General features: G+C 67.9%; 17 protein-coding genes. 7 read left to right on the top strand and 10 right to left on the bottom strand.

Annotated elements, in window-relative coordinates:
• Positions 1-44: 44 nt before the first annotated feature.
• Together KV097_RS03360 and KV097_RS03355 are read left to right on the top strand one after the other, a co-directional pair.
• A complete protein-coding gene (locus KV097_RS03360) occupies positions 45-953 on the top strand; it encodes an NAD(P)-dependent oxidoreductase (RefSeq protein WP_220365076.1) in 909 nt (302 codons plus the stop codon).
• A 71-nt stretch (positions 954-1024) separates the two neighbouring features.
• Positions 1025-1579 (top strand): TetR/AcrR family transcriptional regulator, encoded by a 555-nt coding sequence (locus KV097_RS03355; protein WP_220341796.1) that lies wholly within the window; start codon positions 1025-1027, stop codon positions 1577-1579.
• A 20-nt stretch (positions 1580-1599) separates the two neighbouring features.
• Here KV097_RS03355 and KV097_RS03350 read toward each other — a convergent pair whose 3' ends face one another.
• From KV097_RS03350 to KV097_RS03340, 3 genes are all read right to left on the bottom strand, one after another.
• Positions 1600-2451, bottom strand: coding sequence for an alpha/beta fold hydrolase (locus tag KV097_RS03350; RefSeq protein WP_220341797.1), 852 nt, complete (start codon positions 2449-2451; stop codon positions 1600-1602).
• A gap of 125 nt (positions 2452-2576) precedes the next feature.
• Positions 2577-3431: an alpha/beta fold hydrolase gene (locus KV097_RS03345; RefSeq protein WP_220345169.1), complete on the bottom strand. Its 855-nt coding sequence runs from the start codon at positions 3429-3431 to the stop codon at positions 2577-2579.
• Between the two features lie 52 nt (positions 3432-3483).
• Positions 3484-4317, bottom strand: a complete 834-nt coding sequence (locus KV097_RS03340) for an alpha/beta fold hydrolase (protein WP_220345170.1) — start codon at positions 4315-4317, stop codon at positions 3484-3486.
• Between the two features lie 123 nt (positions 4318-4440).
• Between KV097_RS03340 and KV097_RS03335 the strand changes: the two genes are divergently transcribed.
• Positions 4441-4992, top strand: a complete 552-nt coding sequence (locus tag KV097_RS03335; protein ID WP_220341800.1) for a helix-turn-helix domain-containing protein — start codon at positions 4441-4443, stop codon at positions 4990-4992.
• A 104-nt stretch (positions 4993-5096) separates the two neighbouring features.
• The gene (locus KV097_RS03330; protein WP_220345171.1) at positions 5097-5792 is read left to right on the top strand and encodes a 1-acyl-sn-glycerol-3-phosphate acyltransferase; all 696 of its coding nucleotides are present in this window, start codon (positions 5097-5099) and stop codon (positions 5790-5792) included.
• A gap of 42 nt (positions 5793-5834) precedes the next feature.
• Here the strand turns inward: KV097_RS03330 and KV097_RS03325 are convergent, their stop codons facing one another.
• The 5 genes from KV097_RS03325 to KV097_RS03305 all read right to left on the bottom strand — a co-directional run bounded on the left by KV097_RS03325 (position 5835) and on the right by KV097_RS03305 (position 10671).
• The gene (locus KV097_RS03325; protein WP_220365075.1) at positions 5835-7214 is read right to left on the bottom strand and encodes an MFS transporter; all 1380 of its coding nucleotides are present in this window, start codon (positions 7212-7214) and stop codon (positions 5835-5837) included.
• A gap of 93 nt (positions 7215-7307) precedes the next feature.
• Positions 7308-9059: an AMP-binding protein gene (locus KV097_RS03320; protein ID WP_308289317.1), complete on the bottom strand. Its 1752-nt coding sequence runs from the start codon at positions 9057-9059 to the stop codon at positions 7308-7310.
• Positions 9060-9106: 47 nt separating this feature from the next.
• Entirely contained in the window at positions 9107-9709 is a 603-nt protein-coding gene (locus KV097_RS03315; protein WP_220345173.1) for a TetR/AcrR family transcriptional regulator, read from the bottom strand.
• 58 nt (positions 9710-9767) lie between these two features.
• Complete coding sequence (locus tag KV097_RS03310) at positions 9768-10151, bottom strand: hypothetical protein (protein ID WP_220365074.1); 384 nt, start codon at positions 10149-10151, stop codon at positions 9768-9770.
• Positions 10152-10257: 106 nt separating this feature from the next.
• Positions 10258-10671: a MarR family winged helix-turn-helix transcriptional regulator gene (locus KV097_RS03305; protein WP_220365073.1), complete on the bottom strand. Its 414-nt coding sequence runs from the start codon at positions 10669-10671 to the stop codon at positions 10258-10260.
• A gap of 113 nt (positions 10672-10784) precedes the next feature.
• On the opposite strand from KV097_RS03305, the gene KV097_RS03300 reads away from it, so the two are divergent.
• A complete protein-coding gene (locus KV097_RS03300; RefSeq protein ID WP_220365072.1) occupies positions 10785-11477 on the top strand; it encodes a hypothetical protein in 693 nt (230 codons plus the stop codon).
• A 90-nt stretch (positions 11478-11567) separates the two neighbouring features.
• Positions 11568-12158 (top strand): hypothetical protein, encoded by a 591-nt coding sequence (locus KV097_RS03295; RefSeq protein ID WP_220365071.1) that lies wholly within the window; start codon positions 11568-11570, stop codon positions 12156-12158.
• Here KV097_RS03295 and KV097_RS03290 read toward each other — a convergent pair.
• The gene (locus KV097_RS03290; RefSeq protein ID WP_220365070.1) at positions 12130-12645 is read right to left on the bottom strand and encodes a GNAT family N-acetyltransferase; all 516 of its coding nucleotides are present in this window, start codon (positions 12643-12645) and stop codon (positions 12130-12132) included. The genes KV097_RS03295 and KV097_RS03290 overlap by 29 nt on opposite strands.
• Positions 12646-12883: 238 nt before the next feature.
• On the bottom strand, positions 12884-13192 hold the full coding sequence (locus tag KV097_RS19875) for an alpha/beta fold hydrolase (RefSeq protein WP_374106978.1): 309 nt from the start codon (positions 13190-13192) through the stop codon (positions 12884-12886).
• A 183-nt stretch (positions 13193-13375) separates the two neighbouring features.
• On the opposite strand from KV097_RS19875, the gene KV097_RS19640 reads away from it, so the two are divergent.
• Positions 13376-14299 carry a methylenetetrahydrofolate reductase gene (locus KV097_RS19640; protein ID WP_220365068.1) on the top strand — a complete coding sequence of 308 codons (924 nt, stop codon included), beginning with the start codon at positions 13376-13378 and terminating at the stop codon, positions 14297-14299.
• Positions 14300-14748 lie beyond the last annotated feature (449 nt).

Below are 14748 nucleotides of genomic sequence, written 5' to 3'. Positions count from 1 at the left end.
TCACGCCGAAGTCTTGTGGGTACGATCCCAGTCAGGGGCCCACGATGACACACCACCACACCGATCTCGCTGACCTCGACCCGTCGACGACCACAGTCACCGTTCTGGGTACGGGCATCATGGGGACGGCGATCGCCCGTCGGCTGCGGCACGCTGGGTTCCAGGTGACTGTCTGGAACCGGACGATCGAGCACGCCCGTCCACTCGCGGACGACGGGATCGGTGTAGAGCCGGCCCTCGACCGCGCCGTGGAGCGCGCCGCCGTCGTCCTCACCATGCTCGTCGACGCGGCTGCCGTCCTGGATGTCGCCGACGGCTGGTTGCCGTACGCGCCTGAGGACGCTGTCTGGATCCAGAGCGGAACCATCGGCATCGAGGGCACCGAACGCGCGCACGCGCTAGCCGAGGACCACGGCCTGCGCTTCGTCGACGCACCCGTCCTCGGCACCAAAGGCCCGGCTGAGGACGGGCGGCTCACCATCCTCGCGTCTGGTCCGGACGAGCTCGTATCCGCTCTCTCCCCCGTGTTCCAGGCGTACGGCGCCAAGACCGTCCGAGCCGGCACCCGCGCCGGTGCCGGAACGGGACTGAAGCTGGCGTGCAACACCTGGCTCGCGTGCCTCACCGCGGGGACGGCGCAGGCGATGAAGGTCGCCGACGTGCTCGGCCTGCACCCGCGTCTGTTCCTCGAGGCGATCGGCGGCTCGACCTCGGACAGTCCGTACGCCCAGTCGAAGGGTAGGGAGATCCTCGCCGGCGACTATGATCCCCAGTTCGCCACGAACGGCCTCCTCAAAGACCTACGACTCGCACAATCGGCCGTCGCCGGACAGCTCAACGAAACTCTCCTCACGACACTGACCGCGCTGTTCGACGAGACGGTGGAGCTCGGTCGAGGTGACGAGGACGTGGCGTCGGTGGCGTACGCGTTCGCTCCGGCGCTCTACCACTAGTGCGCCTCGGCGGTCTGGCGAGGCGCCGAGCAGCCGCTCCGCGGGGTCGCCATGTCTGTACCATCCGGTTCATGGCCAGTCCACGTCCGCGCGAGGAGCTCCTCGAGAAGGCGATCGCCGTCTTCGTGGCCCGCGGGGTCGGTGGCACCAGCCTGCGCACCCTCGCCGCAGAGATGGGCACCAGCCATCGAATGCTGATCTACCACTTCGGGTCCCGCGAGGATCTGCTCGCTGCGGTCGTCTCGCACCTCTGGCACAGCCAGCAGGCCGTGCTCGACGCGCTCACTGGCGCGGACCCCGCCGACCCACGTGGCAACGCCTGGCGGATGTGGGAGGTGATGGCCGCGGGCAGCGCCATCACGCCCCTCGTGTTCGAGCTGTCCGCACCCGCGATGAAGGACGCGGCGTGGACACAGTCCTTCCGTGAGGGCACGGCCGCCTGGGTGCGCCAGATCAGCGCTCACCTGGTCGCCTACGGCGAGTCCCCTGAGCGGGCAGAGGAGCTGGCGCGGGCCGGCATCGCGGTGGTGCGTGGAGCCCTCTGGGAGCTGGCGATCACCGGGGACCGGGCCGCCGCAGACCTCGCCGTGCGCACCGTGTTGGACGAGACGTGGCCAGGGCGGTGACTGCGCGCGACGATCGACACTCAGCGACCGACGGTCACCTCGGCGGTGACGAAGCGACCAAGCTCGGCGGCCAGCGCATCGGGCTGGTCGACGGGCACCAGCGTGTAGGAGTCGTCGACCTCCACCAAGCGCCCGTGATCGAACAACGCGGCCAAGCGGTGGCCGTGCTCCCGAGGCATCAGCTTGTCCTCCACGGCCCAGACCACCAGCACTGGCCCGTCGAAGGACCGAAGCCGTTGCGTCAGTCCGACGAGCTCGGCGCTCGACGGTGTGGACAGCGCGAACGCCCGCAGATCGCGACGCACGCCAGCGTCGAGCCGTGCGGGCGCGAACCAGCGGTCCATCACCGCATCCGGCACCGGCTGCTTGCTCATCCACCCCCAAGCGCCCGGAGCCCGGCGGAACCAACCGGTGCGGTGGAGCTGCATCGAGAGCCAGAGCAGACCGGGCACGCGGGCAGCGGTGGTGACCGCCTTGCCCGGTCGACCCGGCGGGAAGTTGTCGAACGCCTCGCAGGCGACGAGCGCGGCTCCGGCGATCCGCTCGTTCGGGCCATCGGCCAGGAGGAACTGGGCACCCCCCCAGTCGTTGAGCACCAGCGTCACCTGGTGCAGGTCCAGAGCCTCGAGCAGCTCCCCCACCATCGCCGCCACGCCCCGGTGAGTGACCAGATCTGTCCTCTCCATCGGACGCCGATGGCTCCCCAACGGGAGCGTCGGAGCGATACAGCGGAAGCCAGGTCCCAACGCCGCGACGACGTCGTCCCAGATGCCGCCGTCCATGGTGACCCCGTGCAGGAGCACGAGGACCGGCCCGTCACCGCCGGAGTCGGAGTAGTCGATCTCACCGGCCGAGAGTCGAAGGGTAGGCATGAAGTGCTCCTCACTAGATGTACCACCTGGTACATCGCAGTACAGCACCGGGACTGCTCCACGTCCAGGGATTTAGCAGCCGGGGCCGGCGGTCTCCGCAACCGCCGGCCCCGTCGTCGTTCGTTCTAGCGAGTCACGGCGGCCCTCTCGATGAGGTGGGCGACCTTGTGGGGCACCTCGAGCATGGAGAGGTGGTCGGCCTTGGCCTTCACCACGACACCTCCAGCCCGGTCGGCCATGGCCAGCTGTTGAGCGGGAGGGATCACCTTGTCGGTCGTGCCGACGAAGAAGTAGCTCGTGATCGTCTTCCACGCCGGCGCCCCCGAGCGCGCCTTCAGGGCACTCTCGGTCGTGATCGGCCGCTGACCGGCGGCGAGAACGGCTGCCCGGTCGCGCGACAGGCCGGCAGCGAAGATCTCGCGGAAGCGGGCCGGCTTGACGTACGCGTCGTAGTCGTCGACTCCGGCGCCGGGGAACTGGACGAAGTCGAACACGGTGCCGAGGTCCGCCGGAGGCACGTTCAGGAGAGATCCGGGCTTGGCACCCGTCAGCTCGTAGGCGCTCTCTCCCTCGTCCGGGGCGAACGCGTTCACGTACACCAGCGCCTTGACCCGCGGCGTCTCTGTCGCAGCGTTCGTGATGACGCTGCCCCCGTACGAGTGACCCACCAGGACGACTGGTCCGGTGGTGTTCTGGTTGACGAACGCGGCCACGTACGCCGCGTCGGTGGCGAGGGAGCGCAGCGGGTTCGGAGCGCTCACGACCTTGTAGCCGTCTTCTTGAAGGGCAGCCGTGACGGGAGCGAAGCTCGAGGCATCCGCCCATGCGCCGTGGACGAGGACGACGGTCGGTTTGACCGGCTTCGGATGGGTCGAGGGTGCGGCGGCGGAGGTTGCAGCGGGGAGGGCGAGCCCCACCACTGCGGCCGCCGCAGCGAGGAGACCGACGACTCTGAACTTTCTGGGCGTGGCGATGGACATGATGGATTCCTTTCTTGGCGCGTCGCGCCGATGGGTGCTGACCTCGCGGACCTCAGCGTGCGAGGAACGTCAAGAGGGCGGCGTTGAACTGCTCGGAGTGGGACACGTTGATGCCGTGCGGACCGCCGTCGATGACGACGAGCTCGCTGCCGCGTACCGCCTCCGCGGATCGGCGTCCACTGATCGAGAAGGGGACGACCTGGTCGGCATCTCCATGGACGATCAGCGTCGGGACGGCAAGCTTCTCCAGATCGGCCCGGAAATCCGTCCGCCCGAACGCGGAGACTCCGGCCAGGGTGGCGCGGGGCGAAGCCTCGTTCGCCAGGTCGCGCCCGTACGCGCGCTGCGCCTCGCTGACGGTCAGGCCGTCGGCGTTGGAGTAGAACATCGTCAGGAAGTGGTCGACGAAGTCAGCACGGTCGGCGGCGATGCCAGCCTCGAAGTGTCCGATCGTCGCGTCGTCGAGTCCGCCGCCAGGGTTGCCTTCGGTGGCGTACAAGTACGGCGTGACAGCGCTCGCCAGGACCGCCTTGGCGACGCGGTCGGTGCCGTAGGTCCCGAGGTAGCGGGCCGCCACACCTCCACCGGCCGAGAATCCGACCAGCGTCACGTCGCTCAGGTCGAGCTGCGCCATGAGTGAGTCGAGGTCCGCTGCGGCAGTGTCGAAATCGTGCCCCTCCCAGGCCGGCGTTGACAGGCCGAAGCCACGGCGGTCGTACGTGATCGCCTGGTGCCCCGCGGCGACGAGCGGGGCGATCTGCATCTCCCAGGAGCGCCCGTTCAGGGGCCACCCATGGATGAGGACGACTGGAGCCCCCTGCCCGTGCATCTCGTAGTGGAGCTCTACGGGGGCGCCGTTCTCGTGACCCACGGTGATTCTTGCCATGTCGTCGCCTCCGACGGTGGGCGAAGAACGCGGTGCGCTCCTCACAGTGAGTAGTTCATCGCAACTTAGTTGCGATTCACTACTCGTGCAAGTGGAAATGGACTCAGTTGCTAGAATTGACTGATGAAGCGTGAGTTCTCGACGTGGCCGTGCTCGATCGCTCGCTCGGCGGAGCTGTTCGGCGATGCGTGGACGTTGCTGATTGCGCGAGATGCGATGCAGGGCCTCACGAAGTTCGACCAGTTCCAACGGTCGCTCGGCATCGCCCGAAACACGCTGTCGGACCGCTTGGGCAAGCTCGTCGACGCGGGCGTCCTGAAGAAGGAGTTCTACCAGGACAATCCGCCGCGCTACGAGTACGTGCTGACGGAGATGGGACGTGACTTCTTCCCCGTGCTGGTGGCGATGCTGGCCTGGGGCGACCGATGGCTGGACGGCGGCGACGGCGCGCCGGTGACCCTCCACCATCATGAGCCCGACCATGCGATTGTCGGCCGGCTGGTGTGCGAGGTGTGCGGGGAGACAGTCGGACCGGATGATGTGCAGTTCTGCGTCGGTCCCGGCTATCCGGACGACTACGACGGGCCGAGGGACACCCGCGACCGACTCGCCCGTACCCCGGGTGGCAGCGGCGGACGTCCGTGGCTGCGGCAGACCGGCACCGACGGCGCCTAGCGAGCGAGAGCAACGTCACGCGCGTGGTGGGCTCTCAGGGTCAGCGGTCGCCCGCCGGACGATCTCCCCGGCATGAAAGGATCAGGCTCCCCCGAGGAGGTTGCGTGTACTGGCTCATCAAGTACGTCCTGCTGGGTCCTCTCGTGCACTGGGTCACGCGCCCGAGGCTGATCGGAAAGCTGCCCGCGGGGCCCGTCGTCTTCGCGCCGAACCATCTGAGCGAGATCGACTCACTCGTCGTGTGTGCCGCCCTCTCCCGTCGGGTGACCTTCGTCGCCAAGAGTGACTACTTTGCGCGTGGCAGTCTGCGCGGACGGCTGTACGGCACGCTGTGCCGCGTCACCGGCCAGATCCCGATCGAACGCTCGGGCGCGGGCAGCGCGGATGCTGCTCTCGAGGGGGCGCGCGGGACCTTGTGCGAGGGCGGCGTGTGGGTCATCTATCCCGAAGGCACCCGCTCGCCCGACGGTCGCCTCTACCGCGGGCGTACGGGGGCCATGCGGGTGGCGCTGTCCGTGCCCGACGCAGCCGTCGTGCCGGTCGGGCTCCGCGGCACCAGGGAGATCGACCCGCCGGGACACCGCGGCTGGCGCCGGGGCCGCACCGAGGTGCACCTCGGTGATCCGATCGACCTGAGTCCGTGGCGTCACCGAGCCGACGACCCGGAGGCGTGGCGCGAGGCCACCGATGCGTTGATGGCCGCCATCCAGAAGCTGAGCGGGCAGGAGTACGTCGACCGTCACCCGACCGCTGACGAGCTTCAGCGCCGCGACGAGACGCCTGACAGCCCGACGCCCTGACGCCCTGACGCCCTGACCCACCGACGCCTGCCTGAGACACTCTCACGACACCCTGGGAGACGGGACAAGGGATGCCAGGCACGCGGCGAGTGCGACGGCTGCGGCGAACCAGTAGCCCGAGGCGAAGGCGGCGAAGCCCGGAGTCAGGAGCGCCGCAGCCGCGACGCTCGAGATCGCGGAGACACCGGCCGCGGCTCCGAACTCGTGGAAGGTGCTGAGTGCACCGGAGGCCACTCCCGCCTCCTCCGGTCGGACGGCGGAGAACATGCTGCCCGCCGCGGCCACGAAGGTCGCACCGATACCCAGCGCGGCCACACTGGTGGCGACGATCAGGACGGTCATCGAGAAGACCGCCGCGGCTGTGGCCAGTCCTGCGGCTGCGACGAGCAGACCCACGATCGAGACCGCGCGCACGCCCCGGCGCGGAATGATCTGCCCGGCAAGGGTCGAGCCGAGAATGGTGCCGAGAGCGACCGGCAGGAACGACAGCCCGGTCTCCAGCGCACTGAACCCATGCAGGTGCTGCAGGGCGAACGAGCCCAGGAAGAACACCGAGATCATCAGCGCCGTCGCCAGGAAGATCAACGCGAGGCCGCGCACCACCGAACCACGGCGCAGCATGGCCGGATCGATGAGCGGCGCTGCGGCGCTGCGGATCCGCCACCCGAAGAGCGCGTATCCAGCAACGCCGGCCGCGACGGCGATCAGGGTATGAAGACTGAGCCAGCCCTGGTCCCCGGCGGCCACCAACCCGTACACCACGGCCCCGGTCGCGGCGGTGACCAGCGCGGCGCCCACGACGTCGACGCTGCCACCCGAGCCCGGCAACGGCCGCACCGATCTCACCAGGCCGACCAGCAGCACGACGCCGACAGGGATGTTGATGAGGAACACCCACGGCCAACCAGGACCAGCGGTCAGCACACCGCCGAGGAGCACCCCGATCGCCGCACCCGCTCCTCCCAGCGCTGACCACACCCCGATCGCGCGAGTCAGCTCGGCGCCGGTGAACGTTCGTACGATCACCGAGAGTGCCGCCGGAGACATCGCCGCTGCACCCAGACCCTGCAGCACCCGCGCGACCAACAGCATCTCGCCGTTGCCGGACAGCCCCGCCAGCAGAGACGCCGCCACGAAGACGCCGAGCCCGCTGAGCACCACCCGACGGGGACCGAGGACGTCCGCGGCCTTGCCACCGAGCAGCATCAACCCGCCGAACACCAACGCATAGCTGCTCGCCACCCAGGCGACGCCCGTACGGTCGAGTGCGAGATCGGCCTGCATGTCCGGCAGGGCGATCGCGACCACCGTGACATCGACGATCAGCATCAGCTGCGCCACACCCAGCAGACCCAACGTGCGCCAACGTCGCGGATCGGAAACAGCAGCGCCCTCTGTCGCCACAGCATCGGATGCATCCATCGCACAGCCCCCTCACCCATAACTCAAACAGTCGCGTTCGAGTACAGTAACTCGAACACGACTGTTCGACAAGAGGGTGGATGCTCCTGAGTGCTAAGGCCCCTCGATGAGCCGCTCGCGGACGACCCGCCGCATCACCTTGCCGATCTGGGACCGCGGGAGCTCGTCGACGACGTACACCGCGCGCGGGAGGGCGTAGCGGGCGACGTACTGCTCGGCGTGGGCCTGGACCTCCTCCACCGTCGGCTCCACGGCGTCGAGCTCAAGGACGAGCACCGCGACGACCAGGTCGTCGCCACCCGAAGCTGGGAGGCCCACGATGGCGACGTCGACCACCCCGGCGAGCGTACGGAGGTGGTCCTCCACCGGCGACGGATAGACCTTGAACCCGCCGACGATGATCATCTCCTTGACCCGGTCCACGAGGCGGACCCAGCCGGTCGCGTCCACCTCGACGACATCACCCGTACGCAGCCATCCGCCGGGCAGCAGCTGATGGGCCGTCTCCTCCGGTCGGTTCCAGTAGCCGAGGAACACCTGCGGACCGCGCACCAGCAGCTCACCGCGGCGTGCGCCGTCACTGTCGGCTTCGACGACGACCGACGGGTCGTCGATGTCGACGATGCGGATGTCGGTGTTCGGGAACGGCACGCCCAGGGTGCCCGGACGCCGCGTCGGGGCGCAGGGGTTGCCGAGCGCGACCGGCGCGCACTCGGTCATCCCGTAGCCCTCGATCAGCAGCCCGCCGGTCAGCGCCTCCCACCGCTCGACGGTCTCCGCGGGGATCGGCATCGCGCCGGCGAAGGCGAGACGGATCTGCCGCAATCCTTCGGACGGCGGGTGGGGCATCGACTGCGCGGCCGTGGCGATCCGGTCGAACATCGGCGCCACACCCGCGATAAAGGTCGCGGGGCGTCGGCCCGCCGCCTTCAGTACCTCCGCCGGGTCGAAGTTCGGGAACATGACCAGCGTCGCCCCGATCTGTCCCGGGAGGTTGAGGCAGAAGGTGAGGCCGAAGGAATGGAAGAACGGCAGCACGCCGTACACCGTCTCCTCCCCCGGTCGGAACCCCACCCAGGTCTCGCCGTGCACGAGATTCGCGACCAGGTTGCGGTGCGAGAGCATGGCGGCCTTCGGGGTGCCGGTCGTTCCGCCGGTGTACTGCAGCAGCGCCAGGTCGTCACCACCGACGGATTCTGACGAAACCGCCTCAGGTTCGTCCCCAGCACCCGCCTGCCGGAGCAGGTCGTGCCAGTCCGCGACGTCAGGGGGTACGACGCCGCGCAGCGCTGCCCGCTTCTCCCGCGCTGCCGCCACGGGCAGGCGGAGCAAGAGCCGCGATCGGAGGGGCAGGTCCCGAACCATGTCCACGCTGACCACCTGGGTCAGTGGAGTCCCAGGGCGCGCCGACAGCACCGGCTCGACCGCCTTGTGCCAGACGATCGCGAACCGCGCGCCAGAGTCGATGAGCAGGTGGTGCAGCTCGTCGGCGGTGTACGTCGGGTTCAGCTCGACCGCCACAGCCCCGAGTCGCAGCACCGCGTGGTACGCGATGACGTGGGAGCTGCAGTTGGGGAGGACCAGCGCGACCCGCTCCCCTCGATCGACCCCGAGGCGGCGCAGGGCCACCATTGCCCGCCGGATCTGCTCGTCGGCCTGCGCATAGGTCAGGGACGCACCGAGGAAGTCCAGCGCGACCCGGTCAGGCCAGCGCTGGACAGCGCGCTCGAACGGGGCCGTGACCGGCTCGTCGGGGATCTCGATGCGGTCAGGCACCCCGGGCGGGTAGTGGCTGGCCCACGGCCGTTCGCTGTCTTCGTCGGTCGTACCCACGAACTCTTCCACGTCTCCATCTTCTCACCCGGACAAGGTGGAGGAGGCTCGTGGCAGGCTCAGGACAGCGCCGCAAGCGTGGTGTCACGCACCAGTACGGGGGCGTCCTCAGGGCTGATCTCGCCGCGGTGAACCGCAGCCGAGGCGCCGTGCAGGATCGCCTGGATCACGCTGATCTGCCACTCGATCGGCACGTCGTCGCGGAACTGGCCGGCCTCCCGTCCGCGCTCGAGCAGGCCGCGGACACGGGCAGCAGGCTCGTCGTGGGCGCGGCGGATCTGCTCAGGCGACAGCACCTGGGACGCGGCGACCACGACGGCGCCGAATCTGTGGGTGAGGTGCCAGGTCTCTTCCAGCAGCCTGCCGAGCGCCTCGCGGGGATCGCCGTCGAGGTCCACTCCTGCCAGTGCCTTGTCAGTGTGGACGATAGCCCGGTCGACGACCTCGCCGATCAAGGCCGCGCGGGAGTCGAAGTGACCGTAGAGCGTCACCCGCCCCACCCCGGCGGCCTTGGCGATCTCGTTGACGCTCACGTCCGGATTGACCGCCAGCAGCCGCGTGGCCGCGGCCACGATCGCTTCGATGTTGCGCACGGCGTCGGCGCGCTTGCCGCGATCGGGGGCTTCGTCCTCGACAGACGCGCTGGTCTTGGCCTGAGTCACGCCATCCACCCTTCCCCGCTGGTGCAGACACCAGTGTTCATGTTAACGGACGGGTCCCCTACGGGAGAGGCTGCACGTCCGGAGGGACGAATCCCGCTCTGGCCTCAGGTGAGAAGAGACGTGCACGCGAGTAGTAGTCCTCGAGCAGGTCGGTGCGCAGGAACTGAGGGTTCCTCCGGATGAAGTCCTCAAAGTCTTCTCCCGGGTCGGACGCAGTCTTGTCCCCCACCAGGAGTGCCCAGGCCGTGGTGATCGTCTCGTGGTACTTGCCAGGGTGGCCCGTCGCTTCAGCCATGGCCTTCAACCCGGCCCTGGCAAAGCGAATCGCATCCTCCTTTCCCGCTCGTCGCGTCTGCAGGTAGACCATTCGTACGTGGTCGACGTGCGGGAAGTCGTCCAGGTCGCCCGCAGTGAATCTGTCGAGAAACTCGAGGTCGTTCATTCCATCCCCATTCCGTCCCTGCTCGACCGCCATTACTACGAGTTCGTAGTATATGACTGCCCAGGGTCACGGGACAGCGGATTAAGCGGACGTGGGTGACTTCGGATCACTCCGCCTCTGCCAGAGCTTCAAGCACCGTCGTGCAGCCGGCAACCGCGTTCGCACCAGCACGCGCGGCCAACATCGAGTCGACCGCCCGAAAGGCCGGCCCGATGGCCTCCAGCTGACGCCGACCGGAGGAGGTGAGATGGACGAGCCGTGATCGTCGGTCCTCCGGATTGGACGATCGATAGACGTAGGCGGCCTTTTCGAGCCGGCTGACCAGGCTGGTGGCCGTGGATGCATGGATGTGCAGCGTCGACATGACGTCCGACATCGTCAAGGGACCGTCGCCCAAAGAGGCCACCAGGACCGCCTCACCCGCACTCAGATCGGTGGCAGAAAGATGAGCCTCCAAGAGGCGAGCCGCCTGGTGCCCCGCCACCAGAAGGCTGGCGGTGAGCCCGTTCGAGTTCTCCACACCGAGCCTTTCCACACAGGTGACGTCATCCTAGCGACGACCCGTCGTACGCCTTCTCAGCCGCGCTGCACGACTCCCGGCTCAGCGAGCCGGTCCGACACTACGGTGGTGCCGTGAACGGCGCGACAGCATCTGCGATACCTCTGCCCGTCATCGAGAGAGCGGGGAGAGATCGTGGTGCCGTCGCTTTTGCGTGGCTGTGGATCGCGGGGGCGCTCCTCGCGAGCGTGGCGCTGGCTCTTCTGGCGACCGTGCCAGCGTTGCCGACGACCGCCGACGCGGTCGCCCTGTGGGTCGACGACGCCAGCTTCCAGCTCACGTGGGCGGGAGAACTCCTGTTCTTCGCGACCATCGCGTGGGGAACCGGTGCCGCAGGTGCGTTCGGCGCGCACGGTCGTGGCTCGCCGCTGCGCCGCACGACCGCGCTCGTCGCACTGGGCGTGGCACTCATCGCGTTCGTGGTCGTTCTGCTTGCGCTGGGCCGTCTGGTCTATCCGGTCGCCGACATCGAGCTCGCGGTGGAGACGATCGTCCTTCTCGAAAGTGTGGTCATCGGCGCCGTACATCTGGCACTGCTTGGCCTCGGGGTTGTTGCGTTCACTCTGCCGGTGCCGGCGAGGTCGACCGGGGCACGTCGAGCCACCGTGGCCGCGGGCGTCGCGCTTGGCGTGCTGTTCCTCGTCGGCTCCTACCCGTGGCTGCTGCCGATGTGGCTGAATCTCGTGGTCGCCGGCGCGGTCGGCTGCTGGGGTGCGCTCGTCGGGATCGCCGTGTTGGTGCGAGACCGCGATGCCGCCCGATCGTAGGCGGACACCGCCGCCCATCGCGACCTCGTGCCTCTCCGGCCAAGGAGACAGGGACTGCTCCCCGGCTCGGAGAGGTGGCAGTCTCGCGCCATGGCAACCAAACACCATCGCCCACACCTTGCTCGTCGTCTCGCGCACGTCCGATGGATCGCAGGCGGTACCGGGTCGGGCAAGAGCACCCTTGCTCGAGCGCTGGCCGAGCGGTACGACGTGCTGGTCTACGACGGGGACCGCGCGGAACGGGACTACGTCGCCCGCTGCACCCCGGAGGCGACACCGAGCTTCTGGGCGTTGCTGCAGGCTCCGCCGTCCCGGACGTGGAACGGGAAGAGTGCGCGAGAGGTGTTCGCGTCGATGCCGAGCCTGCACGGTGAAACCTTCGGTTTCGTCGTCGACGACTTGTTGGCGCTGCCTGTCGGACGTCCCGTCCTCGTCGACGACTTCCGGACCCTGCCCCGCGACGTCGCTCCGCTGCTCACCTGGCCCGAGCAGGCGGCGTTCCTCCTGCCCGCCCCGAAGTTCCGAGAGCAGGCGTTGCGGGATCGCTTCGCCGACGCCAGGGCGCCGAGCTCGACCTCTCGGTCCTCACTGTCGACGGCTCGCGGGACGTCGAGGACCTTGTCGACGACCTCGCGACCCGCTTCCACCTGCGCTAGGGAGGATCCGTGCACTGACTCGTGAAGGCGAGGTCGAGGCCGTCCTCGCCCTGGCAGTCCATCGACCCGTCGCGTTGCAGTCCGACCTTCAGCGCCACGCTCTGGCTGGACTGGTTGTCGGGTCGCACCCGTGCCACGATCCTCTCCCCCGGCATCTCGTCCAGGCACCTCGACACGACGGCCGCGGCGGCCTCCGTGGCGAAGCCCTGTCCCCACACCTCCGGCTCGAAGCGATAGATCAGGTTCAACACCGGACGTCCGTGGATCAGCATCCGCTTGACGCCGGCGTAGCCGATGATGTGGTCCGAACCGGACGTACGGACGCACCAGTAGCCGAAGCCGTGCTCGTCCCAGTGGTGGACCCACCGGGCCACCAGCTCAGTCGCCTCGTCGAGGTCCTCCAGCTGGTCGGACGGGTTGTGCTCAACGGTGCGTGGGTCTCCGAGGATCGCGAACACCCCCGCCGAGTCCCTCGCCACAGGTCGGGTCAACCGCAGCCGGTTGGTCCTCATCTCCTGGACACCACCCACCGCTCGATGATCCCACGCCGCACCCTGTGTGGGAGTGGCGAATCGTCGGCTCATGGGCTCGCGCCGAGTCCTGGAAACGCGTGAGGCCCGAGGATCCGTAGATCCCCGGGCCTGTCTCCGCAGTTCACAAGCCATCTCTGGCCTGAGCGGTTCGGTCGGGCTGACAGGATTTGAACCTGCGACCCCTTGGAGCCGTCAGCCACCTCGGCGACGACTCCGATCAAGTCGGAAAACCTGCGATCCCCTCGACCAGAGCCAAGGAAGCGAAGGATGCGCCGTGCAGGAGGAATGCTCTCAACGAAACCGCACCTCCGTAGTCATGCGCGACGACGTGGGGGGATTCCACGTCCCAGTGCCGGAGTAGCTCACGGAACAGCGTGCTTTGCGTCCCAAGATCGACACGGCGAGCGGGGTTCATGGACGATTGGCCGTAGCCGGGCATGTCCCATAGGTAGACGGCGAACTCGCGGCTGAGAGCTTCAGCAAAGGGTTGCCACAAAGCCGAAGACCACGGGGTGCCATGACACATAACCACGGCCGGCCCGGATCCGAGACGGTCCCAGGCGACCGAGCGGCCCTGCCATTCGTATGTCCGCGTGAGCTGCATGCGGGAAATCTGTCACGCTTGTCAACGGCCGGGTAGGTCAGCAGCCGACCCGCACACTCGGATCGCGGCATATCAGGACGGGTCTGGCGCCGCTACCCTCGCCACGTGGATCTCGCAAAGCGAATCGAGGCCGGCAAGGGCGACTTCGTCCTCTTTGCCATCACGCCCCCGCGGCAGTCGACGCCCGCCGATCGGTTCCCGGAGATCGCCCGCGCCACCGTCGAGCGATTGGACCACCTCAATCTCGACGGATTGGTCCTGTACGACATCGACGACGAGAGCTCCCGCAACCCGTCGGAGCGCCCGTTCCCCTTCAGCCCGACGGTTGACCCCTCCGAGTACCGGTCCGACCACTTCCAGTCGTGGCGGACGCCGGTCATCGTCTACCGGGCGATTGGCAAGTATCAGCGCGAGGGTCTGCGCATCTGGCTCTCTGAGCAGGATCCCAGCCGCACGTTGACGGTGATGGTCGGCGCCGCCTCCAGCAGCGCCTCCGGGCCGGTGTCCCTTGCCGAGGCGCAGGCGCTGCGCGCCGAGCTCAACCCGGGGTTGCTTCTCGGGGGAGTTGCGATCCCTGAGCGGCACAGTCGCCGCGAGAACGAGCACCTGCGGCTGATCTCGAAGCAAGAGGCGGGCTGTCGCTTCTTCGTCACCCAGGTCGTCTACGACGTCAACGCCGCCAAGAACCTGGTCTCTGACTACCGCTATGCGTGCCAGTCGCGAGAGATGCCTCCAGCGCCGATCGTGTTCACCTTCTCGGTCTGCGGCTCGATAAAGACCCTCGAGTTCCTTCGATGGCTCGGGGTCGACGTCCCGCGTTGGATCGAGAACGACCTGCGGCACTCGACGAACCCGCTGAGCGCTTCGTTGGAGCAAGCAGCAGCGACAGCCGCTGAACTCGCCGACTTCTGCCGCCGACTCGAGGTTCCGTTCGGCCTCAACGTGGAAAGCGTCTCGATCCGGCGCGAAGAGATCGAGGCTTCAGTGGAACTCGCGGCGCGGCTGACCGCCCAGGTTCGTTCTGGCTGAGGGCCGACGCGTCCGCACATCGCAGGACCGCGCGAACTCATGGCTAGATGAGAGATCAGAGTTCGAGGTCGTCGTGCTCGCCTCGCTCGGCAGTAGCCATGCGGTCCTCGCCCTCCACCATGTCTTTACCTTGTTCGGGATCGAGATCCTCGAGATACCCGAGGCAAGTACGGCCAAATGGCGACAAGGCATAACCGTTCTCGGGGAGGCTTCCCGGCTTTTGATCCGCTTGGGCTTGTCTGAGTTGGAGATCCGCTTGGCTGGGTTCTCGACTATCTTCTGAAGCTTATTCACCTCTCCTTGGAGCTCCATGATGAGTTTGTCGTGCCTGGTGTCAGAGGCATAGGCGTCAGCAGACGCCATACCCGTGCGGACGAGTTCGGCAATACATGCTCAGTTGAATGCCTGGTTAGTTGAGCCCGCTCCGCGATGGACGCGAGGGACATTCC

Source organism: Mumia sp. zg.B17 (assembly GCF_019550915.1).
Lineage (GTDB): Bacteria > Actinomycetota > Actinomycetes > Propionibacteriales > Nocardioidaceae > Mumia.
This window is presented reverse-complemented; position numbering and strand designations above follow the sequence as displayed.

Bases quoted from the DNA above. Each gene is read 5' to 3' on its own strand.
- KV097_RS03360 (WP_220365076.1), top strand. From the start codon at position 45: ATGACACACCACCACACCGATCTCGCTGACCTCGACCCGTCGACGACC.
- KV097_RS03355 (WP_220341796.1), top strand. From the start codon at position 1,025: ATGGCCAGTCCACGTCCGCGCGAGGAGCTCCTCGAGAAGGCGATCGCC.
- KV097_RS03350 (WP_220341797.1), bottom strand. From the start codon at position 2,451: ATGCCTACCCTTCGACTCTCGGCCGGTGAGATCGACTACTCCGACTCC.
- KV097_RS03345 (WP_220345169.1), bottom strand. From the start codon at position 3,431: ATGTCCATCGCCACGCCCAGAAAGTTCAGAGTCGTCGGTCTCCTCGCT.
- KV097_RS03340 (WP_220345170.1), bottom strand. From the start codon at position 4,317: ATGGCAAGAATCACCGTGGGTCACGAGAACGGCGCCCCCGTAGAGCTC.
- KV097_RS03335 (WP_220341800.1), top strand. From the start codon at position 4,441: ATGAAGCGTGAGTTCTCGACGTGGCCGTGCTCGATCGCTCGCTCGGCG.
- KV097_RS03325 (WP_220365075.1), bottom strand. From the start codon at position 7,214: ATGGATGCATCCGATGCTGTGGCGACAGAGGGCGCTGCTGTTTCCGAT.
- KV097_RS03310 (WP_220365074.1), bottom strand. From the start codon at position 10,151: ATGAACGACCTCGAGTTTCTCGACAGATTCACTGCGGGCGACCTGGAC.
- KV097_RS03295 (WP_220365071.1), top strand. From the start codon at position 11,568: ATGGCAACCAAACACCATCGCCCACACCTTGCTCGTCGTCTCGCGCAC.
- KV097_RS03290 (WP_220365070.1), bottom strand. From the start codon at position 12,645: ATGAGGACCAACCGGCTGCGGTTGACCCGACCTGTGGCGAGGGACTCG.
- KV097_RS19875 (WP_374106978.1), bottom strand. From the start codon at position 13,192: ATGTGTCATGGCACCCCGTGGTCTTCGGCTTTGTGGCAACCCTTTGCT.